Origin of the sequence: Faecalibacterium prausnitzii (assembly GCF_049532945.1) — a bacterium.
Classification (GTDB): Bacteria; Bacillota; Clostridia; order Oscillospirales; family Ruminococcaceae; genus Faecalibacterium; species Faecalibacterium prausnitzii_N.
Window position 1 is genome coordinate 1,159,527 of sequence record NZ_CP186691.1, and the last position, 23,653, is coordinate 1,183,179.

General features: G+C 54.0%; 23 protein-coding genes. 7 read left to right on the top strand and 16 right to left on the bottom strand.

The genetic code is table 11. The features are described from left to right. Positions 1-12: 12 nt before the first annotated feature. From ACNQFG_RS05810 to ACNQFG_RS05870, 13 genes are all read right to left on the bottom strand, one after another. Positions 13-339 (bottom strand): helix-turn-helix domain-containing protein, encoded by a 327-nt coding sequence (locus ACNQFG_RS05810; RefSeq protein WP_423406309.1) that lies wholly within the window; start codon positions 337-339, stop codon positions 13-15. Between the two features lie 30 nt (positions 340-369). Further along, positions 370-966: a hypothetical protein gene (locus ACNQFG_RS05815; protein ID WP_423406310.1), complete on the bottom strand. Its 597-nt coding sequence runs from the start codon at positions 964-966 to the stop codon at positions 370-372. A gap of 689 nt (positions 967-1,655) precedes the next feature. Continuing rightward, positions 1,656-2,930, bottom strand: a complete 1,275-nt coding sequence (locus ACNQFG_RS05820) for an SLC13 family permease (protein WP_207686026.1) — start codon at positions 2,928-2,930, stop codon at positions 1,656-1,658. 411 nt (positions 2,931-3,341) lie between these two features. Further along, positions 3,342-3,968 (bottom strand): L(+)-tartrate dehydratase subunit beta, encoded by a 627-nt coding sequence (gene ttdB, locus ACNQFG_RS05825; RefSeq protein WP_097793052.1) that lies wholly within the window; start codon positions 3,966-3,968, stop codon positions 3,342-3,344. Then, positions 3,968-4,867: a L(+)-tartrate dehydratase subunit alpha gene (ttdA, locus tag ACNQFG_RS05830; RefSeq protein WP_317393324.1), complete on the bottom strand. Its 900-nt coding sequence runs from the start codon at positions 4,865-4,867 to the stop codon at positions 3,968-3,970. The genes ttdB and ttdA overlap by 1 nt, the downstream gene beginning before the upstream one ends. A gap of 68 nt (positions 4,868-4,935) precedes the next feature. After that, complete coding sequence (locus tag ACNQFG_RS05835; RefSeq protein WP_158396105.1) at positions 4,936-6,204, bottom strand: SLC13 family permease; 1,269 nt, start codon at positions 6,202-6,204, stop codon at positions 4,936-4,938. Positions 6,205-6,629: 425 nt separating this feature from the next. After that, positions 6,630-7,250 carry a DUF1847 domain-containing protein gene (locus ACNQFG_RS05840; protein ID WP_423406311.1) on the bottom strand — a complete coding sequence of 207 codons (621 nt, stop codon included), beginning with the start codon at positions 7,248-7,250 and terminating at the stop codon, positions 6,630-6,632. A 19-nt stretch (positions 7,251-7,269) separates the two neighbouring features. Then, positions 7,270-7,914: a GntR family transcriptional regulator gene (locus ACNQFG_RS05845; protein ID WP_423406312.1), complete on the bottom strand. Its 645-nt coding sequence runs from the start codon at positions 7,912-7,914 to the stop codon at positions 7,270-7,272. Continuing rightward, positions 7,892-8,470, bottom strand: a complete 579-nt coding sequence (locus tag ACNQFG_RS05850; protein ID WP_423406313.1) for a GntR family transcriptional regulator — start codon at positions 8,468-8,470, stop codon at positions 7,892-7,894. The genes ACNQFG_RS05845 and ACNQFG_RS05850 overlap by 23 nt, the downstream gene beginning before the upstream one ends. Before the next feature lie 202 nt (positions 8,471-8,672). Then, positions 8,673-8,921 (bottom strand): DUF6061 family protein, encoded by a 249-nt coding sequence (locus ACNQFG_RS05855; RefSeq protein WP_423406314.1) that lies wholly within the window; start codon positions 8,919-8,921, stop codon positions 8,673-8,675. 632 nt (positions 8,922-9,553) lie between these two features. After that, positions 9,554-9,778, bottom strand: coding sequence for a helix-turn-helix domain-containing protein (locus ACNQFG_RS05860; protein ID WP_423406315.1), 225 nt, complete (start codon positions 9,776-9,778; stop codon positions 9,554-9,556). Between the two features lie 179 nt (positions 9,779-9,957). Next, on the bottom strand, positions 9,958-12,009 hold the full coding sequence (locus ACNQFG_RS05865) for an alkyl/aryl-sulfatase (RefSeq protein WP_423406316.1): 2,052 nt from the start codon (positions 12,007-12,009) through the stop codon (positions 9,958-9,960). A gap of 23 nt (positions 12,010-12,032) precedes the next feature. Then, positions 12,033-13,412, bottom strand: coding sequence for a DUF1254 domain-containing protein (locus ACNQFG_RS05870; protein ID WP_423406317.1), 1,380 nt, complete (start codon positions 13,410-13,412; stop codon positions 12,033-12,035). A 264-nt stretch (positions 13,413-13,676) separates the two neighbouring features. Here ACNQFG_RS05870 and ACNQFG_RS05875 point away from each other — a divergent pair, with 264 nt between their 5' ends. Continuing rightward, complete coding sequence (locus ACNQFG_RS05875; protein WP_423406318.1) at positions 13,677-14,375, top strand: LytTR family transcriptional regulator DNA-binding domain-containing protein; 699 nt, start codon at positions 13,677-13,679, stop codon at positions 14,373-14,375. A gap of 164 nt (positions 14,376-14,539) precedes the next feature. Beyond that, complete coding sequence (locus ACNQFG_RS05880; protein ID WP_423406319.1) at positions 14,540-16,024, top strand: C69 family dipeptidase; 1,485 nt, start codon at positions 14,540-14,542, stop codon at positions 16,022-16,024. Between the two features lie 645 nt (positions 16,025-16,669). Here ACNQFG_RS05880 and treR read toward each other — a convergent pair. Then, complete coding sequence (gene treR / locus ACNQFG_RS05885) at positions 16,670-17,392, bottom strand: trehalose operon repressor (protein ID WP_423406320.1); 723 nt, start codon at positions 17,390-17,392, stop codon at positions 16,670-16,672. A 252-nt stretch (positions 17,393-17,644) separates the two neighbouring features. On the opposite strand from treR, the gene treP reads away from it, so the two are divergent. Next, on the top strand, positions 17,645-19,060 hold the full coding sequence (gene treP / locus ACNQFG_RS05890) for a PTS system trehalose-specific EIIBC component (RefSeq protein ID WP_423406550.1): 1,416 nt from the start codon (positions 17,645-17,647) through the stop codon (positions 19,058-19,060). 18 nt (positions 19,061-19,078) lie between these two features. Beyond that, the gene (gene treC / locus ACNQFG_RS05895) at positions 19,079-20,704 is read left to right on the top strand and encodes an alpha,alpha-phosphotrehalase (RefSeq protein WP_423406321.1); all 1,626 of its coding nucleotides are present in this window, start codon (positions 19,079-19,081) and stop codon (positions 20,702-20,704) included. Between the two features lie 146 nt (positions 20,705-20,850). On the opposite strand, the gene ACNQFG_RS05900 is transcribed toward treC, so the two are convergent. Further along, entirely contained in the window at positions 20,851-21,144 is a 294-nt protein-coding gene (locus tag ACNQFG_RS05900; RefSeq protein WP_423406322.1) for an NAD(P)H-hydrate epimerase, read from the bottom strand. On the opposite strand from ACNQFG_RS05900, the gene ACNQFG_RS05905 reads away from it, so the two are divergent. Together ACNQFG_RS05905 and ACNQFG_RS05910 are read left to right on the top strand one after the other, a co-directional pair. Beyond that, on the top strand, positions 21,128-21,457 hold the full coding sequence (locus ACNQFG_RS05905; protein WP_423406323.1) for a helix-turn-helix domain-containing protein: 330 nt from the start codon (positions 21,128-21,130) through the stop codon (positions 21,455-21,457). The genes ACNQFG_RS05900 and ACNQFG_RS05905 overlap by 17 nt on opposite strands. Next, a complete protein-coding gene (locus ACNQFG_RS05910; protein WP_423406324.1) occupies positions 21,448-21,924 on the top strand; it encodes a S24 family peptidase in 477 nt (158 codons plus the stop codon). The genes ACNQFG_RS05905 and ACNQFG_RS05910 overlap by 10 nt, the downstream gene beginning before the upstream one ends. A gap of 177 nt (positions 21,925-22,101) precedes the next feature. Here the strand turns inward: ACNQFG_RS05910 and ACNQFG_RS05915 are convergent, their stop codons facing one another. After that, positions 22,102-22,359: a DUF3847 domain-containing protein gene (locus ACNQFG_RS05915; protein ID WP_423406325.1), complete on the bottom strand. Its 258-nt coding sequence runs from the start codon at positions 22,357-22,359 to the stop codon at positions 22,102-22,104. A gap of 90 nt (positions 22,360-22,449) precedes the next feature. Here ACNQFG_RS05915 and ACNQFG_RS05920 point away from each other — a divergent pair, with 90 nt between their 5' ends. Continuing rightward, the gene (locus ACNQFG_RS05920; protein ID WP_423406326.1) at positions 22,450-23,514 is read left to right on the top strand and encodes a LacI family DNA-binding transcriptional regulator; all 1,065 of its coding nucleotides are present in this window, start codon (positions 22,450-22,452) and stop codon (positions 23,512-23,514) included. Positions 23,515-23,653: the final 139 nt, after the last annotated feature.

A 23,653-nucleotide genomic window follows, 5' to 3' on the forward strand; every position in this document is an offset into this window, starting at 1 on the left:
AGATTACCTCCCTCAGACTGCCGCAAACCAGCTGTCGAAGCTCTGCTTGTTCACCCGGATGCTGGTGCCGATGCGCAGCACCCGAAAATCCTTCGTGGTGTTGCACAGGTTGTACGCCGCACGGGGAGAAATCGCCAAAAGCTGGGCAATCTCCTCCACCCGGTAAACAAGAGGTTCGTGCTTGGCTGCTTTGGTCTGGTCAGAAGATTCAATGGCAGGGGATTTAGACATCTCCATTGTAGCGAGGTTCGAGTCCATTTGCAAGGATTTATTCGTATAATCTTTGCATTTCACAGAGGTGGTATTGCTGGGGATAGTGGTGGTGCGGTTTTTTGTCATAGGCAAGTCTCCTTTTTCACATCTGGTTTGTTAAAGCTCAGCGTTCTGCTCGTGATGGCGGTCTTTGGGGCTGCTCGCTGTGCGCTCCGGTTTCTGGGAGAGAAGATTTTCAAGAAAATTACGCACACGCTCTGGGGCGTGGAGCAAAGCGTTCAGATAGGGTTGGACATCATTCCGCAGGTCACGGTAACGGGTTTGCCATTCGGCGCAATCCCGTTTGGCAGCCGCCAACTGCTGTTTCAGTTGGCGGTTCTCAACATCTACGACATAGCCGTGTGCTGCCTGCTTTTTCTGGGAGGATAATTCTTCTTCGGTCAGCGAATAGTTGCCCAGCAGGGTACGCTTGCCCAAGGATTCCACGTCCTGTGCGTGGATGAGAGCATCTTTTATAATAACAGTTTTCTTCTGAACGACGGCAAGCTCTTTCTCCTTTTTTGAAAGGGCTTTACTGGTCTGGGTAAGGTGCTGCTCTTTCTGGTCGATCTTGGCGGATAGGCTGCCCAGACGCTCCTGCTCCCGTTGAACTTTGAACTGGGTGACGGTCAGGTGTTCTTCGGTGCTGCCACGTTCGCCGCGCTCTATATCGGTGTACCCGGCAGCGCGCATAAGCTGGCTCAGTTTTGTCATAGGCAAACCATCCTTTCTGAAATGAAATAGAATATCATTGTTCTTATGCCGTTCTCTCTGCATGGACTTCCTGCCCCCTTTCGGCGGCGTTTTCCGGCTCTCCCTTGCGGGGCCATGGCCGGGTATCCCATGCAGACGGTCATGCGGTTTTCAAGGTACGGTGCTGGATTTGGCAATAAAAAATCGCCACACAACAACCTGAACCTGCCCATCCCTTCTGGGATAGCCTTGGTTCGGGTTTGCTATGTAGCGATAAGAAAGTTAAAAACTTGCTCCGGCTCCTTCGGGAGCCGAGCTGGAACTCTAAGTAAATATGTTATATTAAATTGTTGGGATAGGCTACCACAAAAATCGAGCCGTGTCAACGTGAACTTGTTGGGGCGAGGCCCCTCCATCTTGCTACGCAAGACCGTTCGAACGCTTAAAAGCCCCACTGGGGCTTTCATTGTTCCGCTTCGCTCCACAAACGCGAACTTTTGAGAACACGCTGATTTCGGCAGCTTGCAAGAAAACACAAGGGAAACTTTGGCAAAAAGAGAGAGGGCCGGACGGTGCCAGCCCTCTTGACAGAATTATGAGATGCTCAAAAATTTCTGCTGCTTTTATTGCGGTTTTCAAAAATAGCGCCGAACAGAACGACATATTTACGATATGCAGTTTGTGGATACTACTGCGGTGGGAAAATAGAATCAGGCAAAAGGATAAAGTGTCGGCAGGAAAAATACGGACACGACAATGAGGATGAGCGCCAGCGGGGTACCACACTTGAGATAATCCTTCAAGGTGTATCCGCCCGGCTCGATGATCATGATCTGGCAGGGAGCTGCCATGGGGGTCATGATGGACACACAGCTGGCTGTGATCACGCCGACCACGGCGGCGCGGGGGTCTACGCCCATGCGGATACAGGCGGAAGTGACCAGTGGGATGAAGATGGTCAGGGTAGCCAGATTGGACATGACCTGTGTCAGAATGAAAGGAACAAGGAAGAACACCAGCATAATGATGTACGGATTGGTGGTATCGCCCAGCAGGCGGATCATCCAGTCTGCCACCACATCGCCTGCACCGGTGGTCTGGATGGCGTCCGACAGAGCCAGCACACCGGCAAACAGGAAAATGGTCGGCTGGTGGATGGAGTTGAGGGCTTCCTTCTCGGTCAGCACACCCGTCAGCACCAGAGCGGCAGCGCCGATGCAGGAAGTGAGATACATCTTGACACCAATGACATTTTCCAGCAGCATCATTGCAATGGAGACCAGAACGATCAGGACAGCCAGTTTGCGCTTGAAGGGGCTGAGTTTTTCGCTCTCAGAAGCCGTATGTGCTGCATCTGAAAACTGCTCGTTGGGAATATCCGGCATCAACTTATAGCCAACAAAGGTCATGTACAGGATGGCAATGGTCAGCATCGGGATGCGCGCAATGGTGAAATCCCAGATGTGCAGCGGTGTCGGTGCGCCGGCCTGCATCATGACATCGTTCCATGCCATGTTGGAAGCACCCTGACCGAGAAAGGTCATCTGGGTGGCAATGTTGGCACAGGCCATAGAAGGATACAGCAGCTTGCTGCGGCTCACGCCGATGTCGTTCGCAATGCCTACCAGCAGCGGGATCATGATAGCGGCAGTTGCGGTGGCACTGGTGATGGCGCCCAGAAACGCACCTGCCACGCAGGAAAGAAAGATCAGCATCCGCATATTGTCCTTGTAGCGGATGACCAGACTCTGGGCTTTGTCAATCAGGGGCGTTTTGGTCAGCCCTGCACCGATGACGAACATGGCTACGAACATGACCACGTTCGTGTTGATGAAGCCGCCAAAGGCCTCGGCAGGGGTCTTGATGCCGGTGAGGATCAGCGCCAGAATGATGCCGGTAGAAATGACCGAGAACGGGACTTTACCGGATACAAAGGCGATGATCGTTACAAGCAGGATGACCAGTGTGATCTCCAATGGGCTCATTTGGGTTGTCCTCCTGTGGATTACTTCCACCTTGCAGATGCAAAGCAGTGACACTTGAATGTTTATATTTGATAATGTATCCAATAAGCAAGAAAAGAATACACCGAAAGACCACGCTTGTCAAGGGATTTGTTATACTTTTGTCGAAAAACACAATTTTCCAAAGGAACTTTATATAAGGTGTGTAGAACAAAAAGAACGGGCAAGATCGTCTTTGTCTGCATTTCCTTCCAGGAACAAATAACGCCCCGGAACCCTTTACGCGGAAAAGGGTTCCGGGGCAAATTGCGGAGAACAAATACGTGGCAAATTAAGCTGAGCAAGAAACTTAGGCTAAGAAAAACGATTTAGGAGAATCGTATGAAAGGAAATAATGAGTGAAGTCTGTCCCCCGCTGAGAGGATATCCGGATTACTTAATAAAGCCGACGTGCTTGCAGATCTCTTCGATGGCCTTTTCCTTGCGCTCATTGAAGATGACCTTGTTCTCTTCGAACAGGTTGCGGCCTTCGGCGTCAATGGAGACGATCAGGGGGCCGAACTCGTTGACGTGGCAGTGCCACAGAGTTTCCGGCATACCGAGGTCACGCCACTGGGCCTCGACGATCTCCTCCACCTCGGTGGCAGCCACAACGGCGTTACCGGCAGGGAAGACACAGTGGATGGCACCGAACTCCTTGCAGGCGCGCTCGGTGTTGGGGCCCATGCCGCCCTTGCCCACGATGACGCGGACACCGGACTTCTGCACGAACTCATACTCGAACTTCTCCATGCGCATGGAGGTGGTGGGGCCCACAGACACCATCTCGAACTTGTCGTTCTCCAGCGGGCGGATGATGGGGCCGGCGTGGAAGATGGCTGCGTCCTTCACGTCCACAGGCAGCGGGCGGCCCTCTTCCACGAGGCGGCGGTGCGCCACATCGCGGCAGGTGGTCAGGTCGCCGTTCAGGTAAACGACATCACCGATATGGATGTCCTTCAGGTCTTCTGCGGAGACCGGAGTGGTAAGAATTTTCTTTCCGTCTTTGATGGTCAGCATTACAAAGTCACCCCCGAATGAGTATCAATGGTGTAGTTCAGATCTTTATCAAACGTGATGTGGCCGCGGCGATGGCTCCAGCAGCCCACGTTGACGGCAACGCCGATGGCAGAAGGATGGCGGGCAGTGTTCTCAATGTGCACGCCCATGACGGAGTACTTGCCGCCCATGCCCTGAGGGCCAAGGCCGATGGAGTTGATGCCGTCTTCCAGCAGCTTCTCCATATAGGCTGCGCGCTCGTTCTCGTTGTGGCTGCCCAGAGGACGCATCAGAGCCTTCTTGGACAGCAGAGCAGCGGTCTCAACAGAGGTGGCAACGCCCACGCCCACCAGCAGCGGAGGGCAGGCGTTGATGCCGTAGCTGGTCATGACATCCATGACGAACTTGGTCACGCCTTCGTAGCCTGCACCGGGCATCAGAACCATAGCCTTGCCCGGCAGGGTGCAGCCGCCGCCTGCCATGTAGGCGTAGATCTCGCACTTGTCGCTGTTCGGGATGATATCCCACCACACGGTGGGAGTGCCCTTGCCGACATTGCGGCCGGTGTTGAACTCATCGAAGGTCTCAACACTGTTGTGGCGCAGGGGCGCTTCGAAGGTGGACTTGACCACAGCCTCCTTCAGCAGACCCTCCACCTCACCGATGAGGGGGAAGTCCACGCCGCACTTTACCCAGAACTGCAGCACACCAGTATCCTGGCAGCTGGGGCGGTTCAGCTCCTTGGCCAGCTTCTGGTTCCGCTTCATGGTCTCGTAGATGACCTTGGACAGAGGAGCATCCTCCTGTGCGCCCAGCTCATCGAGCTTGGCAATGATGTCGTCCGGCAGCACCTTGGCGATATGGCTCACAAAGTTGGCCATATAGGTCGTCATCTGCTGCACCTGTTCCTGTTTGTTCATTCCAATGCCTCCTTAGATTTGGTACATTTTGCGCGTTGGTTCACTCATATTCAACGTTCCTGTCCGCTTTACTGCGGGAAGAACGGGAATGCGATGGGAAGAATCACCATGCTGACAACCGTTGCGATGAGGATGAGGGGCAGGCCAGCCTTGGCATAATCCTTGAAGGTGTACCCGCCGGCGGAAACCACCATGGTGTTGGCGGGCATACCGATGGGCGTTGCGTAAGCGCAGGAGCCGCCGATGACACAAGCCATCAGGACGGCACGGGGGTCGGCACCCATGCCCTGTGCGATGCTCAGGCAGATGGGAACCATCAGGGCGGTGGTTGCGGTGTTGGACATGAAGTTGGTCATGACGCAGCAGAGCAGGAAGACCACCAGAGTCAGGACGTAGGGAGAGGGATTCTCGCCCAGAGCACCAATGACGATGTTCGCAATCTCTGCGCCTGCCCCGGTCTTATCCAGTGCAGAGGCCAGAGACAGCGTACCACCGAAGAGGAAGATGGTCTTGAGGTCGATGGACTTCAGGGCGTCTTTCTCGGAGATGACACCGGTGAGGATCAGAGCCAGCGCACCGATACAGCCGGTGATGCAGAGTTTGATGCCGATCTGCTTTTCAAAAATCATGCCCAACAGGGTGAGCACGAGGATGACAAGGGAGAGCACCTGTTTCCACTTGGGAACATTGCTGAAGTCCTGCTCGCCGCCGAAGGAGTCATCATCGGAGACGGGGTGGTTGGGCAGCAGCTTCATGCCAAGGGTGGCGTAGAAGAGGATGCCGACGGCGAGGATGGGCAGGCCCACGATAGCGTACTCGAAGAAGCCGAAGGACATCCCGATCTCACCCAGAGCACTCTGGGCGATGAGGTTGCCCGGTGCACCGATGAGGGAAAGGTTGCCGCCCATGGCCGCTGCAAATACCAGCGGCATCAGCAGCTTGGAGCGGGCATAGCCGGACTTTGCCGCAATGCCGATGACCACGGGGATCAGGACGGCGGCGGTGCCGGTGTTGGAGAGCACACCGCTCATCAGGCCAACGATGACCATGATAGCCACGATGAGGCTGCGCTCGGATCTGGCAAAGTGGGTAACAATGCCGCCGATCTTGTTGGCCATACCTGTTTCAAACAGGGCACCGCCGACGATGAACATGGCGACGAACAGGATGACGTTGCTGTCGATGAAGCCCGCAAAAGCAGTCTTGATGTCCAGAACGCCGGTGACGACCAGACCGATACAGACGATCATGGACGTTACGCCGAGGGGGATCTTCTCAAACACGAACATGACGACCGCGAAGAGAAGAAAGAGTAGGGTGATAGTTGCTGCTGACATACTGGGGAATCCTCCTTTAATGAAATATAATGTATCCATTTCATCAGAGCATAACAGCCCTGACTTTCGGAACGCCCAGCTGCACCTCGTTGTGCAGAGTCTTTGCCGCCGTGCTGTGCCCTCACAGCCCTTCTTTGTTCTGGAAGGATTTGCCCGGAACCTTAGAATTCCGGGAATCTCGGCAGCGTCTTTTTTAATTTTTATATCTAATCTGTGATAATGTATCCACTTGACGACACGAGAATACACCCAAAACAAAGAATTGTCAATCCCTTTTTTCGAGTTTTGTCGCATTGCACGGATTATGTACCAATTTTTGTGCACGCCAGACAAACAGTAGGATACAAGAAAATCTCCCTTCGCCGCCTTCTGCAAAAAACGTGCGATCTCCAAAGCAGATGGAGATCGCACGTTTTTTCCTTCTTTTATTCCAGCCGCTTTTTGAAATACCCCTCGGCACAGTAAATGGCACCGCAGGGATTATGCGCCAGAACGCGATCTTTGGCCACTAGCGTTGTGACCATGGCGTCCGAGTACTTATAAAACATCGAGTCGTGTCCCACACAAAGTCCGACCTCAATGTTGAAATCGGTGTGCTGTTCGTTCAGAAGCTTTGCCTGTGCGATGGGGTTGCACATGGCCTCAAATTCGCCGGGGTGGATCTTGACCTCTTCCGGGATGCCCACTTCTTCTTTGGAGATGCCGCCGGTCTTGCAGATGACCGACACCACCTCAAACCCCTGCGCACGGAGCAGGTCGGCCACGATGCGGGCTTCCTTCCGCAGACCTTTGCAGAATGCAAGACCCAGCTTGTGGTAGCCCATCCGCTTGCAGAACTCCACCGTCTCCTTCAGGCGGGGCCATTGACAGTAGCCAAGTCCCTCAATGGCCGAACAATTGATGTAGAAATCGTGATTCTCAGGCAAATCATAGCCGGCGCGGGCGGCCTCCATCACCGAAGCATTCCGCATAGGGCAGTTTTTGGGCATCTTTTCCGGCGCGTTGTTGGCGCAGGCCAGAACCGTACAGTTCGCACAGGTATACACTGTCTTGTCCTCCTTGATCTTATAAATAATAGGTCAGCGCATCGTCCATGCTGCGCAGGATGTGCTTTTCCATTTCAGCCCGTGCGGCCAGCGCATCCCGTGCTTCCAGCGCTGCATAGATCTTTTTATGCTCGCTCTGGGAGTTGAGGGCATAGTCCAACTCGCTCATCTCCACGCCAATGGACAGACCGTTCCACAGCTCCGAGAGAAGATTGCGCATTTTTTCATTGCCGGAAGCTTCCCAGATCTCAAAATGGAAGGACTGGTTGTAGTCCGTATAATTTCCGGCCTGCTGATGAGAAAGAGCCTCCTCAGCAGTATCCACGCAGTTTTTGATCTTGGACAGGTCAGCATTGTTCTGGCAGCAGAGCATACATGCTGTCCCTTCCAAGGCAGCGCGCAGCTGGTAGTGCTCCCGAATCGTTTTTTCCGTTACACCCAACACAATGGCGCACTTGTTTTGCTTGACTTCCAGCAGACCGTCACGGGCCAGGATCTGAAAGGCCTCCCGCACCGGCGTGACCGACACGCCCAGTTCCTGTGCGGTGTTTTCCAGCGTGAGTTCTGCGCCCTCCGGGATGCTTTTTGAGATAATGGCTTTCCGCAAAGCGGAAGCTACCCGCTCGCGGGCAGGCAGCAGCTTAATGGGTTTCAGTCCCAGCATATTGACTCCTTATCGTTAAAATCAGATGCAGCAGTTCTTCTTCATAGGCGTTCCATGCATCCAGCACATCAGGGGAACCCTGACGGTCCAGCATCAGCAGGCGGGACAGCCGGTCGTTCACCGGCGCAGGACGTGCGCTCACGGCAAAGGCAATGTAGGTCTCCTGAATGCTCTCCAGCAGCTTGCGATGCAGCGGATAGGGCAGGACGGTCTGCAGGGTACGGTGCTGCAGCATCTCGCCGCCTGCCAACATCGCATCCTGCGGCAGCGTACGCATAGCCTGCCGTTCCAACTGAGCCCCCAATGCCAAAATTTGGCGCAGTGTCTCTTCGGTCAAATCTGCCGTTTTTATCCGATTGTTGGGCAGGCGGATGATAAGGCCCTGATATTCAAGGATCATCAAGGCCTCCCGCACCGGCATCCGGGAGACACCGAGACTCTCTGCCAGTTCATTCTGGGTCATTTCAGTGCCCGCCGGGATCTGCCCAGATAAAATGGCCTGCTGCAGGGCTTCCACTACACCGCCGTTTTTCTTCTGGATGCCGATATATTCCATAGAGTCCTCCGTGCAAATGTCTTTTTTATATTGTATCCAATTTTACAATAAAAAGCAAGACTTCCTTTATGACAAACAAAAATACCCGGCAGATTTTTTATGAAAAATCTGCCGGGTATAGACCGGATGCCCTTGGGGCGTTCCATTCTGAAAAATTGCAGGGCAAATGCAAGCTGTGTTAACTGTTATGGAACCTTGTCAATCAATCTTCCATTCTTCCATGGTCACAGCCAAGTGACAGGTAGTGCTCAATCTCCCCTCTCAGCACAAGCTGAGCATACTCCAAGGGCTTATTGTACAGCAGCCAGTCAAGTTCAGCTCGCTGTGCCGGGGTATTGCCGTATTCGTCCTCAACGGCGATACAGTCGATGGCAAGGGTGGTGCCATCTTCAAATCGGGCTTCCACCCGGTTGGTGTCCATGTTATAGTGGCAGGAAAGCAGTTTGTTCATAAGGAAACCTCTTTCTATATAAGGTAGTGTCTATTCGATTGTCCAAATCCCTGCCATGAATCGTAGTTGTTGATGTACATTTGATGCTCGGTCTAAACAGATAATATCGTAGCTGCCGTTTTGGGCTCGAACCTGACCGGTTTCCCGGCTTTGCATAAAAACTCAATGCCTGTTTAAGGGGCTGATTTTGGCTCTGCACATTTTTGCACACCGGAACGGCTGGATAACGGATGCAAGAGGGAATAACAGGTGCAAAGGATGCAGCAGATGCAAAACATAAATTCACGATAAATCGATAAAAACAACGGATTAACGCGATTTCGAAAATTGACGATTGTTGCACGTTGGTTTCTCTTAATCAGTGGGCCCAAGGTTCGAGTCCCAGGAGGTGCACCACATCAACAAAATCCGAACTTTTTTCCGATAGGAGAGGGGTTCGGATTTTTTGTATTTTTCGGAAAACAGAACGAATCCCTTGCTTCCATTGAAAAACGTCCTAGACCTTATCACAAAAAAGCACGACAGACCACGGTAAGAGTGCCGTATCCTGCTTTCTGAAGAAAACGCCAGACTGTATCGATGCTGACAGACAAATTCAACGTTTCAATGATCTCCAGACAAGTGATATCCGGCTATTTCTCCAGAAGCGAAAGAATGTGTTGATGATCTGCATCGGACAATTTGGGCTTTTTTCCACGGAGATTCGTTTGAGTTTCGTAGCTGCCTGTTTCGTTCCGACGCTTCAGCAAACGATATATCGAACAGGTGTTTACAGAAAAGCACTTTGCCAGTTCTTTTACGCTAACGCCTTTGTCGTATGCTTCCAGAATCAATTTTCGAGCTTCATTGTGCAGCATAGTTCTCACCTTCTTTGCCTCTGTTATACCTCTTTTTGCTCAAAAGTTAAAGTACTGTGCTGTATTATTGAAAATTGCTATAAAATTGCTCTTGTTTTATAGCTATCTTGACTGTACACAAAATTTGGGAAAGACCCGCAGAGAACGGCTCCTGTCGCTTTTTTGTTTGCAGTCAGTTTTTACGGTTCGATCACATTGAAAGTCTTCTCGAACTTGGAGGCGTACGCCAGCAGGCGCTTCAGAACGGTGGCATCGCCGCTGATCTGTACCTGACCGGCCTGCTGACCTGTCATCAAGGCAAAGAGCTGCAGACGCTTGCAGGTGACGGAAGCCTGCGCATCCGGATGGTTCTCGCCGGGGTAAGACAGCAGGATGCCATTCTTACGGGTTACATAGAACTGTTCATTCACATCTGTCACCGTCAGATTCAGAGTCAGATCATCGTTCTGGGCGGCATTGGCATCGGTCATGATAGCGATGTAATCCAGCAGCATGGCGATGGTCATCTCGCCCATTGTCGCGGTCAGTCCATTGGCTGAGCGTGCCAGTTTGGACAGGTTGCCTTTGCGCAGCTCGGCGGCACCCATCAGATAGGCATTGCGCCACGCGCCGGACTCTGCCTGATAGCCAAGCTGTTCCAGTGCATCTGCACACAGATTGCGTGCTTTCTGATTGGACGGGTCGGCGTAGACCAGTTCTTTGGTGATCTGCGCTACCCATTGATACTCGCCCTTTTCGTAGTCTTTTTTCGCTTTGCAGAGCACCAGCTCTGTGCTGCCCAGATATTCCACCAGCTTCCTGGCGGTATCGCTGGGCGGGAGCGGGTTCAGGTTGACCGGGTTGGCATCGTACCAGCCCAGATACTTCTGGTAAACGGCCTTGGAATTGTGCGCCAGTGTGCCGTAATACGGCCGGGTGTACCAGACCTTTTCCAGTTTTTTGGGCAGGGTCAGCATCGCCGAGATCTCATTCGAGGTATACCCCTGGTTCATGTAATGCAGGGTCTGGTCGTGGATGAACTTATAGATGGCGGCTGTGTTCAGCAGATACTCATGGATCTCCTCGCCCCAATGCGGCCAGTTGTGGCTCTGGAACACCACATCGGTCTTATCGCAGAAGCGCTGGTCGGCCTCGATGATATACTTTGCCCACTCGTTGGCATCGCGCACCTCTGCGCCGCGCAGGGTATACAGATTATGCAGCGTACCGGTGCAGTTTTCCGCCATCCAGAGGGCGCGGTATTTCGGGAAATAGGCGTTCATCTCGGCGGGGGCTTCGGTGCCGGGGGTCAGCTGGAACTCGATCTCCAGCCCGTCGATGGTCAGTTTCGGGAGATCTTCCCCGATCTCGTAGGTAGGAGCGATGAGGGACACCGTACCGGTGGACTGGCCCATGCCGATGCCCACGCTCAGCGCACCCTTTTCGCCCTTGTCAAGCACCGTGCCGTATTGGAACTGTGCGCGCCGCGCCATGGCGATGCCCGCGTAGACATTCTCGCTGATGGCGTGCTTCAGAAAGCCCGCCGGCGCAAGCACAGGGACCTTGCCGGAAGCCAGCTGGTCTTGGAGCGAAAGGCTCGCATCTGCTGCCTGTGCGCGGTCGATGATACCCTCCACTCCGCCGAAGTGATCCACATGAGAGTGGCTGTACAGTACGGCCTTGATCTCCAGCGGGCCGAAGCGGTTTTCCATCAGTTCCTTGGCGGCTTTCATGTTTTCCCTGCACATCAGCACGTCAAACACGATCCAGCCATGGTCGGTGCGGATAAAGGTCGTGTTGGCCATATCGAAGCCGCGCACCTGATAGATGCCGTCGCACACTTCAAACAGACCGGCTTTGGCGTTCAGCTGCGTGTTCCGCCACAGGCTCGGATTGACGGTGTCCGGCGCGTCCCGGTTCAAATCGCCGTAGCTCTGCAGATCCCATGCAGATCTGTTATCATCACCATCGATGATCCTGCCTTCTGCGTTGTCCAGCCAGCCGCGCTCTGCGTTGGCAAACTCCCGCCGGTCGGAAAAATCCAGCGTTTCATACCATTCGGCGTTCTTTTCTGCCGTGATAGTCGTTGCCTCTTCGATCTCGCCCGGTTGGGTGGAGTCCTTGAAAATGTCTGTGATAAAGTTCAGACTGTTTTCGTCGGTGCTGCCTGCTGCATGCGCAGTCAGGGATACTCCGCACGCCAGCATTGTAGCAGCCGAAGCTGAAATAAAATTCCGACGGGTCATTTTCATAGCAGGATTCTCCTTATTACGGATCAGTTTGTGCGGACGACCGGCGGCTGCCAGTCTGTCAGTGCGGCGGCATCCGGTTTATAGATACGAAGGAAGAGGTGGAAATCTCCCTCTCCTACCGGCAGCCAGTTGGTCGTGTCCGCCGGTGCCTCTTTGGAAAGGGTGATATCGATCGAGCCGTCCGGATTACGGTGCAGACAGGAGCGGTCGTTGACGCAGTAGCGGTCAATGGGGTTTTCAATGAGGAAATCGTTCTCCCCGTAGGCGGTCACCGACCAGAAACCCTTTTCCAGTGTGGGAGGATCTGCCTCGATATGCAGCGTATAGGTCTTTTTGCCGGTCAGGACTGTGCCGGTGCTGTCCACATCTGTTTTAGGGTAGACGGCAACATCGGTGGTGTTGGCACCCAGACCCCGCAGCGCAACCATGGCACGGTAGGTATATGCTGTGCCAAAGTTGCCGATGGGGTCGCCGAAATAGGTCCACTGACCCATCTGGCGCGTATAGCCCTTCGATTCGCTCAGCAGCTTTTTCTTCAGCTGGAGCAGCATCAGCTTCCAGCGCAGCCCGCTGAACAGACCCAGCGCCTTGTCATCGAACTTCTCACCGGGGCCGACATGCAGTGCTGCAAGCTCCCGGAGTACCGGCGCATCTGCCGCAGCGGGCGGGTTGGTTTCCATCAGCTGGTTAGCGGTATCAAAGAATTCCTTTGCGTCCATAGCAAGAACGTGCTTTACCGGCACAAAGTCATTGGCAGGGTCATAGCTGCCTGCGGGGGCGGTCCATCCACCCGCCTGATAGGCGGAAAGCGGCATCAACTGCATCCTATCCTGAATGGCCCGGACGTTGGGCAGATCTTCCTGCCCGGAGAGCACGATGCGGGCAATGGTCCAGACCATATTGGTCGGCACATTGATCCGCTGCACCCCTTCCGGCAGTTTGCCCTGCCAGTCCGAGCGGGTGATCGCGTAAAGGCCCGGTGCTTCCAGCACTGCAACGGTATTTGTCCACGCATCCAGCACCTGTACATTGAAAAATCGGTTCGTCTGCGGTACACCGTAAAGCATCGGTTCTGCGCTGACATCGAGAAATGCCTGCGTATAGATGGTATCCACATTCGGCGTGACGACTGCGCGAGATGCGGCGTCTGCCAGCTTTTTCGCATGGATGAACTGGTTGATCGGCGCACGGGTATCGTTCGGTGTTTCTGTGTTGGTTGAAACCTTTCGGGTCGCATCCATCAGAACCAGTGGAAAGGCGTACAGATACGCCTGTTCCAGAAGTTCCTGCGCCGCCATCGTCTGCTGTGCTGCGGCGGCTTTCTCTACGGGCAAAAGTGTAGCTGCGCAGACCACCGCAGCCGCAGTGGAAATGTTCAGAAATTCCCGGCGGGTCATTTTCATAACATGAAACCTCCTGTTATGCTTTTTGCTTTATGCGTATGCGCTTTATGGGGAAAACCATTCGGTGTTCTGTGTTCATCATACGAAAAGAATGCTGGAAAGTCAATAGTTTCTATGCGAGACACGCAAAAACGTAAGTTTTAACAAAAAATACCTCGGATTATTGTTGAAAGCTCCATTGAATTGCGCTTTTTTAGAATCCTCCTTGTCGGCCGCACGGCAGTATGTTATACTAAAGTCATCAACTGACGAAGGAGCACTGCAATGAGCGACCTGAATAAATGGATGCAAAAACACGATCTCTGCCCGGAAAACATTTTATATCTTTACCGCAACGACCGGAAAACGGTCGTTCACCGCATGGACGGCGTGGAAGCCGCGCTGTATGCGCCGATGCACGGCGTCCTGTCTGTTCTGCCGGAAGATCAGTTCCTGAACATCAGCAAGGGAATCGCAGTGAACCGCAGCCAGATCGTAAACATCGGCAACGATGGCGTTTATACCATGTCGGACGGCCGCACGTTTCAGGGACGCAAGCGCGGCCTGAGCAGCCACCGCCGCCTGCGCATGGAGATCGGGCGGTCCGACACGAAGCCTCGCCCCATGAGCATGAGCCTGCTGGAAAAATGCAGCCTGCTGGACGATATGCCGCTGGCGTTCTGTGTCATCGAGCTGGTCTTCAATGAGGACGGACGCGGCGTGGATTTCATCTTCCGCTATTGCAATGCGGAAATGGCCAATATCGAGGGTATGCCGGTGGAGGAAATGCTGGACCGCTCGTTTTACAAGGTGTTCCCCAATGGGGACAAAAAGTGGCTGGTGTCCTATGCAGATGTGGCGCTGAACGGTACGAAGCATACCCTCCACGATTACAGCCCGGAGGTGGACAAATACCTGACCATCCACTGCTATCAGCCCGAACCGGGGTATTGTGCCTGTGTGCTGCAGGCAAACGAGCCCTGAAGCAAAAGGCGACGTGGCCCATACAACGGGTCATGCCGCCTGTTGCTTTACATGGAAAAAGGCTGTCGCTCCCTGTTCAAAAAATCTTGCCTTTTCCCCAAAAAAGGCTTACAATAGCCTCGGCAAACCGAAAAGATAAGGAAACAATTTCGGAGGACAGAACAATGGCTTGTACTACAATCTTAGTCGGCAAAAACGCATCATACGATGGCTCCACCATGGTCGCCCGCAACGACGATTCTGGTTCGGGGCATTTCACGGCCAAAAAGTTCGTGGTCGTGCAGCCGGAGGAACACCCGGCCGTCTATCGGTCGGTGATCTCCCATGTGGAGGTGCCGCTGCCCGGCCATGCGCTGCGGATGACGGCCATGCCCAACGCGGTGGAAGGCGAGGGCATCTGGGCGGCAGCGGGTGTCAATGCGGCCCATGTGGGCATGACGGCCACCGAGACCATCACGTCCAACCCGCGCGTTCTGGGCGCAGACCCGTTGGTGGTGTATCAGCCCGCCAAAGGGGAACGGCCGGAAGTGCCTGGCGGCATTGGCGAGGAGGACATCGTCTGCCTCGTGCTGCCCTATATCCGCACGGCCCGCGAGGGCGTGGTGCGCCTGGGCGAGCTGCTCCGGACGTACGGCACCTATGAGATGAACGGCATCGCGTTTCAGGATGTGAACGAGATCTGGTGGCTGGAGACCATCGGCGGCCACCACTGGATGGCCCGCCGTGTGCCGGACGACAGCTATGTCGTGATGCCCAACCAGCTCGGCATCGACAGCTTCGACTTTGCCGACGCCTGCGGCGCACAGGAAAACTACATGTGCTCGGACGACCTGAAGGCCTTTGTGGACAAGCACCACCTCGACCTCTCGCTGGACGGCAGCTTCAACCCGCGCGATGCCTTCGGCAGCCACGACGACGCCGATCATGTGTATAACACACCGCGCGCCTGGTTCATGCTGCGGCATCTGAACCCCAACACCTGGGTCTGGGAAGGCCCCGATGCAGACTATACCCCGCATTCGGACGACCTGCCCTGGTGCATGGTCCCAGAGCGGAAGATCACACCGGAAGACGTGAAATACCTGCTGTCTTCGCACTATCAGGGCACCCCGTATGACCCGTATGCCGCCTATGGCGACCCGAAGAGCAAGGGTGCCTACCGTACGATCGGCATCAACCGCAACAGCTTCATGGCGCTGACCCAGATGCGCCCGGATCTGCCGGAGGAGTTCCGCACGGTGGAGTGGATCGCCTATGCGTCCAACGCCTTCAACACGATGGTGCCGTTCTATGCCAATGTGGACACCACCCCGGCCTACCTCGCCTGCACCACCGGCGAAGTCTCCACCGAGAGCTTTTACTGGGTCAGCCGGATGATCGCTGCCATGGCCGATGCCGCTTACGGCAAGTCCATCTTCCATGTCGAGCGCTACGAGGAAGGCGTCCTCTCCGCCACACGCGCTCTGTTGAACGCCTACGACGAAAAACAGGCCCAGGAGGCCGACCCGGCCCGCCGTGCCGCCCTGCGCACGGAGGCCAACGAGGCCATCGCCAGAGAGCTGAAGGCCCGCGCCGCCGATACGCTGAACAAGGTACTCTTTGAACTGAGCTGCAATATGAAGAATGCCTTCTCCCGCTCGGATGCCTGAGCGGACAAACAAATAAGGGAATAAAAGGGAGCGCCCCCGTGAACTGCACCCCATTTGTTAGACAGTATAGTATACTGTCTAACAAATGGGGTGTTTTTGTATGCCAAAGGGAATACCACAAAAAATATAGTGGGGAATTCAAAATAAAAGTAGTGGAAACAATGCGTGCGGAACATTTAGCATTCGTGAACCAGTCCATACAGCCGTAACTGGTGTGATGGACAAATGTTTTCAATAGAAAAAGACAGAGCTTTCTGAGAGAAAACTCTGGCCTATGTAACAGTATGATTGGAAATGTGTATTTACGGACGGACTACTTCAGGCACAGGAACGCGGAGAAGTACAGCTGCTTACCCTTGCCGATATTTTTGAATAACACAAGAAACGCTCTTGCCGGTGCAAAACCGGCAGGAGCGTTTCTTGTTGAAGTGATTATAAAAGACCTTTGATTTTTTCAAGATGATCTATAGCGGCTTGCAGTTCATTTTGAAACTGATCCCTAGAAGGATCTCGGCCCAAAAGAAGATATATGATGACTGTGGATAAAACAGATTCTGATTCAGGGACACCCTAAAACCCATTTTGTCGGAGCCCCGGCCCAGCGCAAAATCCCAGGTGGATACCCCTGCGCCGGGTGTCTGCCGCTCACTTTTTCCGCGTGGCAATGTCCTGAAAGCAGAAATAGTCCGGCTGATGCCGGGACTGGGTGTACTCGAACAGCATCCCGTCCGAGTTGAAAGTCTGGTTTACCACCACTGCCACGCAATCATAGCCGTCCATATCCAGCAGCTTTTCATCACGGGCAGTTGCGTGTTCCACCGTGATGCGCCGTTTGCTGGTGATGATCTGCATTCCAAGCACGTTTTCAATAAAATCATAGATGGAATGGGATGCGATTTCCTCTGTCAGTCCGGGTACAAATTCCTTTAAAAAGTAGTTGATGTCCAGAATCAGTGCTTTTCCGTCCAGATAACGCACACGCTGTACCGCCCACAATTCATCGCCCTCAGAAAATCCGCTTTCCGCAGCAAACTGTTCCGTTGCGATGATGGTCTCAAACTTCGTGACCTTCGTCACGGCGCGAAGGCGGTTGCGGCGGGCGGTTTCTTGAAACGTCTCGATGCCGCCGATGGTAAACGTCGTTTTGCCCACCGGCTGGTAGATGACCCGAACGCCCCGTCCCTGCATGGACTGCACATAGCCGTCGGCTACCAGCTCCGCCAATGCGCGTCGAACTGTGTTGCGGGAGCAGGCGTATTCCTCTATTAAGGTATTCTCGCTGGGCAGCAGCGATTGATAGGGGTAATCCTGCGCCTCGATGCGTTTTTTGATGCTGTGATAAATGCCCTCATATTTTGCCTTTGGCATGGTGTGCACCTCGCAACTTGTTCAAACATTTACTTTAGTATACCGTCTTTTCGGCTAAATTTCAAGTGGGCAACTTGTGAGCAGTGCCGAAAATAGGCATTCTGCAATGCTTTTTTGCAAAAGCATATTGACTTGTATGAACAAGTCTGGTATTCTGTGGCTGTAAGGAGAACTTGTATGAACAAGTTCGAAAATACCCGTATGAACAAGTTCAAAGATGCCCGCTCTACCGGGCAAAAGGAGGAAAACATTATGGGTAAATACGAACAGGACGCGCGGCGGCTGCTTGAGTACGTTGGCGGCAAGGAGAACATTGCAGCAGTATCCCACTGCGTATCGCGTATGCGATTTGTCCTCAACGATCCCGCCAAGGCGGACGTTGCCAAGATCGAGGCACTGAAATCTGCCAAGGGCACTTTCACCCAGGCGGGCCAGTTCCAGGTCATCATCGGCAATACGGTCAGCGATTTCTACAACGACTTCATTGCCGTCTCCGGCATTGACGGTGTTTCCAAGGATGCCGTCAAGAGCGCGGCCAAGCAGAACCAGAACGCATTGCAGAAGGTCATGAGTGTGCTTGCGGAGATTTTTGCCCCATTGATTCCCGCCATCATCACCGGCGGTTTGATTCTCGGCTTCCGCAACTGCATTGACAGCATCTACTTTTTTAATAACGGCACCCAGACGCTGTGCGACATCAGCCAGTTCTGGTCCGGCGTTGACAGCTTCCTGTGGCTAATTGGCGAAGCCATCTTCCATATGCTGCCGGTCTGCATCTGCTGGTCGGTCACAAAGAAAATGGGCACGACCCAAAGCCTGGGCATCGTCCTCGGCCTGACGCTCGTCTCCGGCCAGCTGCTCAACGCTTACGCCGTCGCGTCCACGGCAGCGGCGGACATCCCGAAATGGGATTTTGGCTTCTTCACCATCAACATGATCGGCTATCAGGCGCAGGTCATTCCCGCCATGCTGGCCGCGTTCACGCTGGTCTATCTAGAAAAATTCTTCCGCAAGATCTGCCCGCCGGTCATCTCGATGATCGTTGTGCCCTTCTGCTCGCTGGTGCTGTCCGTCATCATCGCCCACACTGTCCTTGGCCCCATCGGCTGGAAGATCGGCACCTTCATTTCTGACATCGTCTACGCCGGCATTTCCGGCTCCTTCCGCGTGGTCTTTGGCGCAATCTTCGGTTTTGTTTATGCCCCGCTGGTCATCACCGGCCTGCATCACATGTCCAACGCCATCGATATGCAGCTGATCGCCGACTTCGGCGGTACGATGCTGTGGCCGATGATCGCGCTGTCCAACATTGCGCAGGGCTCCGCCGTCCTCGGTATGATCTATCTGCAGCGCAAGAATGCTGCCGCACAGGAAGTCAACGTTCCCTCCTGCATCTCCTGCTACCTCGGCGTTACCGAGCCCGCTATGTTCGGCGTCAACCTGAAATTCCACTTCCCGTTTATCTGCGGCATGATTGGATCTGCCATCGCAGCGGTCGTCTGTGTGGCAACTTCCACCACGGCCAACGCCATCGGTGTCGGCGGCATCCCTGGTATTTTGTCAATCCAGCCCGCCTATATGCTCAGCTTTGCGCTGTGCATGGCCATTGCCATCGTCGTCCCATTTGTGCTGACCGTCATCGTCGGCAAGAAAAAAGGCGTTGCCTGATTTTGTGAGGTGTGTACCATGAATGATTTTAAAGATAAAGTTGTCTACCAAATTTACCCGAAATCCTTCATGGATTCGAACGGTGACGGCTTCGGCGATTTGAAGGGCGTCACCGCGAAACTGGACTACCTCGCCGACCTGGGCGTTGACTATCTCTGGCTGACGCCGTTCTTCCCCTCGCCCCAGCGCGACAACGGCTATGATGTGGCCGACTACCGTGCCGTTGACCCGCGCTACGGCACGATGGAGGATCTGGAGGAGCTTATCCGCGAGGCGGACAGGCGCGGCATCGGCCTGATGCTGGACATGGTGTTCAACCACACCTCCACCGAGCATGAGTGGTTCAAAAAAGCACTGGCGGGCGACAAAAAGTACCAGGACTATTACATCTTCAAGGACGGCACGCCCGACTGCTACCCGACGAACTGGGTGTCGAAATTCGGCGGCCCCGCGTGGGAATACGTGCCGTGCCTTGGCAAATGGTATCTGCATCTTTACGACGTTATGCAAGCCGACCTGAACTGGGAGAACCCCGCCGTGCGGGAGGAAATGGCCGACATCCTGCGCTTCTGGAAGGCGAAGGGCATCAAGGGTTTCCGTTTCGACGTCATCAACGTCATTTCCAAGCCGGAATTTTATGAGGACGACTACGAGGGCGACGGCCGCCGCTTCTATACCGATGGCCGAAACGTCCACAAATATCTGAAAGAGCTGGTCGCCGCGGGCGGCATCGACGGCATGATCACGGTGGGGGAGATGTCCTCCACCACGCTGGAAAACTGCATCGGCTACACCGCTGAGGGCAACCACGAGCTGACGATGTGCTTCAATTTCCACCACCTGAAGGTCGACTACAAGGACGGGCAAAAGTGGGAATTGAGGGAGCCTGATTACCTCGCCATGAAGAAACTGTTCCAGACCTGGCAGGAGGGGATGCAGGCCCACGACGGCTGGAATGCGCTGTTCTGGTGCAACCACGACCAGCCCCGTGCGGTCAGCCGCTTTGGCAGTGACACGACCTACTGGAAGGAAAGTGCCGAGATGCTGGCGGCAGCGATCCATTTTATGCGCGGCACACCGTACATTTATCAGGGTGAGGAGCTGGGCATGACGAACCCGCACTTCACGAAAATCGAGCAGTACCGCGACGTCGAGAGCCGCAACTACTACAGGATCCTGCGAGAGCAGGGCAAGACCGAGGCCGAGACGCTGGACATTATCGCCCAGCGCAGCCGCGACGACAGCCGCACCCCGATGCAGTGGGACGCGAGCGAGAACGCCGGGTTTACCACCGGTACGCCGTGGATCGGCATTGCCGACAACTACAAGGCCATCAACGCCGCTGCCCAAATGGACGCCCCGGATTCCATCCGCAGCTTTTACAAAACGCTGGTGGCCCTGCGCAAGAAAATGCCGGTCATCAGTGCGGGAAAAATCGAGTTCTTGTACCCCGACAACGCGGATTTGTTAGCCTATCGCCGGTACGACGGCGAGACGGAGCTGCTGGTTCTCTGCAACCTGCGGGAGCGGGAAATTGCCAAGCCCCTGCCCGTAGGCTGGACCGATGCCGAGAAACTGCTGGGCAACTACCCCGACACCGCCGACACGCTGCGCCCCTATGAGTGCGTAGTGCTGAAAAAGTGAAGGCTGCCGTATTATCTTTTCGCTATTGGGAGTTGACTGTATCCTTTGCGATAGTAACCTCATAGTGAGCAAGACAAAAGCACTTTCCCTTATTTGCAATGCAAATATAAGGGAAAGTGCTTTTTTGTAAGGGCAAAATTCCGCGTTTAAAGCTGTGCAAGACCTGCCGGGTGCCATTCGTCCCGGATGCTGATGTCGGCACAGACGATTTCACCACAGAAGGGTGCGGAGCTTGGAGCTGTGTGCAGGGGCTTGCAGCTGTCAAACGTCACGGTCAGGTCTGCGCGGACGGCTCCCTCGGCGGCCTCACCCGTATCGGTGTTGATGACGCTGGGCAGATCGACGGCCAGCACGAATGCGCCGCTTTCCCGCTGACGATTCATCAGCGTAGCAGGGAACCAGCCCGGCCGGGCGAAGGCTGTCGTGAAACCCGGTGCCATACAAAGCATCCACGACGGCGTCAAAGGGCTGTGCTGCCAGCGCTGCCGCATCGCGGCATTTGGTGACCGGCAGGTCTGCCAGGCGTGCATAACTTTCTCCGAACTTCTCCGCCACTATGGCGTCGATGTCAGTGACAAGGGAATCAGTAAATGGGAAAAAGGATACACCACTCCCAGCATCTACCAACTGGTTGCAATCTGCCACGCATTGAACATCAAGGAAGGACCTTCCTACTTTACAAAGACCTTTCAGAAACCCGCCCTTCTAAATGCCATCGGGCAAAAAAAGTCGCTGAGTACGAAATGGACTTGATTGCATCTCGGCGCTACCAGCCAGACACAGAAGAGCCTGCGGAAATCGACTACATAATGATGCCTGTATCAGAGTTGCCAGTATCGGCAGGTCTAGGAGCTTTTCTTGAGGGTGAAATGTTCCAGCAGATACAAGTGCCTGCCAGTAGCGTTCCGGCTGGTGCCGAGTTCGGGATATACGTTAGCGGTGATAGTATGGAGCCACGTTATCATAGCGGACAAATCGTATGGGTAAAGCGCTGCGAAGAACTTGAATGCGGGGATATCGGGATATTCGTATATGATGACTGCGGATATCTGAAAAAATACGATGAACATACCCCGGATAAAACCCAAGCAGAATTCCTTACCGACAGCTATGGCGTGGTGCATAACCAACCGGTTTTGATTTCTCTCAACACCAAATATTCGCCGATCCTTATATCTCCAGAGCAAAGATTCGAGGTTGTTGGAAAAGTTTTGAACTAAAAAGATGGGAGGAGTTTTCGTGGATACGATCAAGCGTGTTCAGGATTTGATGCAAGCGCGTGATATGAATCTGTGTGTATTGGCAAAGAAATGCGGAATATCGTACTCCACGATTCAAACAACTGCTCGTCGGGGAGGCCAGTTGAGCGTAGTAGGTCTTTATCCTGTAGTAGGTCTTTATCCTAAAGAGTCTGGGACGTCCCGGACTTCTTGCAAATCGTGAATCATCTTTGCCAGGGCCAGCGCAACCTCCTGCTGGTGGAACGAGAGTTTCAGCAGCTCCATCACCTGGTCATCGGTCAGCTCCCCCGGGCAGATCAGAAAACTTTCCAGCATTCCCCCGCGCGTACAGAGACGATGGGTGCGGGCCTTGCGGGTTAACCCCGGTATCCGGTGCTCCAACATTTTCTCTTGGTGCTGGTAGTAAAGGATCATTCGGATTGCAATTACTGTATGAATATGATATGATTACGTTGAAAACCGTTTTGTGTTTCAACTGATCAAACAGGGAGCGTATGAACAGCCATGAAGCGTTTGCAGGATATTGCAGATCAAGTTGGTGTAAGCCGGACAACAGTGTCCAATGTGCTGCACGGCAACACCAAAAAGGTTTCCAAGGAAATGATCCGGAAAATTTCGGAAATTCTGAACCAGGAGGGCTATGTCCCGAATACATCTTCCCGTGAGCTGACCCGCAAAGGGTCCTGCATCATTGGACTGGTGCTGGGCTACAGCTGTGTCCACGGCATCCCTTCTCTGCGCGATACCTTTGTGGCAGAATTTCTGTCTGGTGTAGAAGAGACAGCCCATCGAAACGGATATTATGTCATGCTGATCAATGGCCAGGACAAAAATACGGACCAGGTGGCAGAGATTGCCTCCCGATGGAATGTGGATGGTCTTGTCGTCCTGGGACTGGACGAAAAGAAATACAAGGAGCTGCGCAGGCAACTCAACAAATATATGGTCCTGATTGACACCTATCCCGAAGCGGAGTACCACTACGTCAACGTGGGGACTGATGATTTCGGCGGCGGTGCCATGATTGCAAAGTATCTGCTGGACAACGGGTACACCCAAGCCATCTTTGCCGCCGAGTGTGATACCGGCGCAGACCATTACCGCTGGAAAGGATTTCAGCATCAGATGCGCTCTGCCGGGATTGACTGCGGAGAAGAGCGCCATATTCTTCTCCCCGAGGATCTTTCTCTGCGCCGTGTCATGTACGGCCACTATTTGGATCGCTTTGTCCAGGCCGGGGCTGTGGCCCTAGCCTCTGACTATGATGCGGCGGAAGTGATGAATTATCTGCAGGACCACGGCATACAGGTGCCGGAGCAGGTCTCCGTCACCGGGTTTGACGACTGCATCTATGCAGAACTCCTGCATCCTCCTCTGACGACAGTGCGTCAGAACGTCCCGGCCAAAGCAGAGGCCGCCGTGGAACTGCTGGTGCGTCTGATTCGGCAGGAACCGGTGGAGTGTAAAAATTACGTTCAGCCGGTTGAACTGATCCACCGCAACTCGGTGCGCGAATCAACCCCCAACGCCGCGCCCTGGTCACAAGATCTGCACAAAACCCACAAATAATTCTTGTGGTATTTATCAGTTTCGTAGGAAACGTTGCGCAAAACCCACAAATAATTTTTGTGGTATTTATCAGTTTCGTAGGAAACGTTACGCAAAACCCTTTTCAAATCCTCTTCGGTATTGTACAATGAGCTCGTCA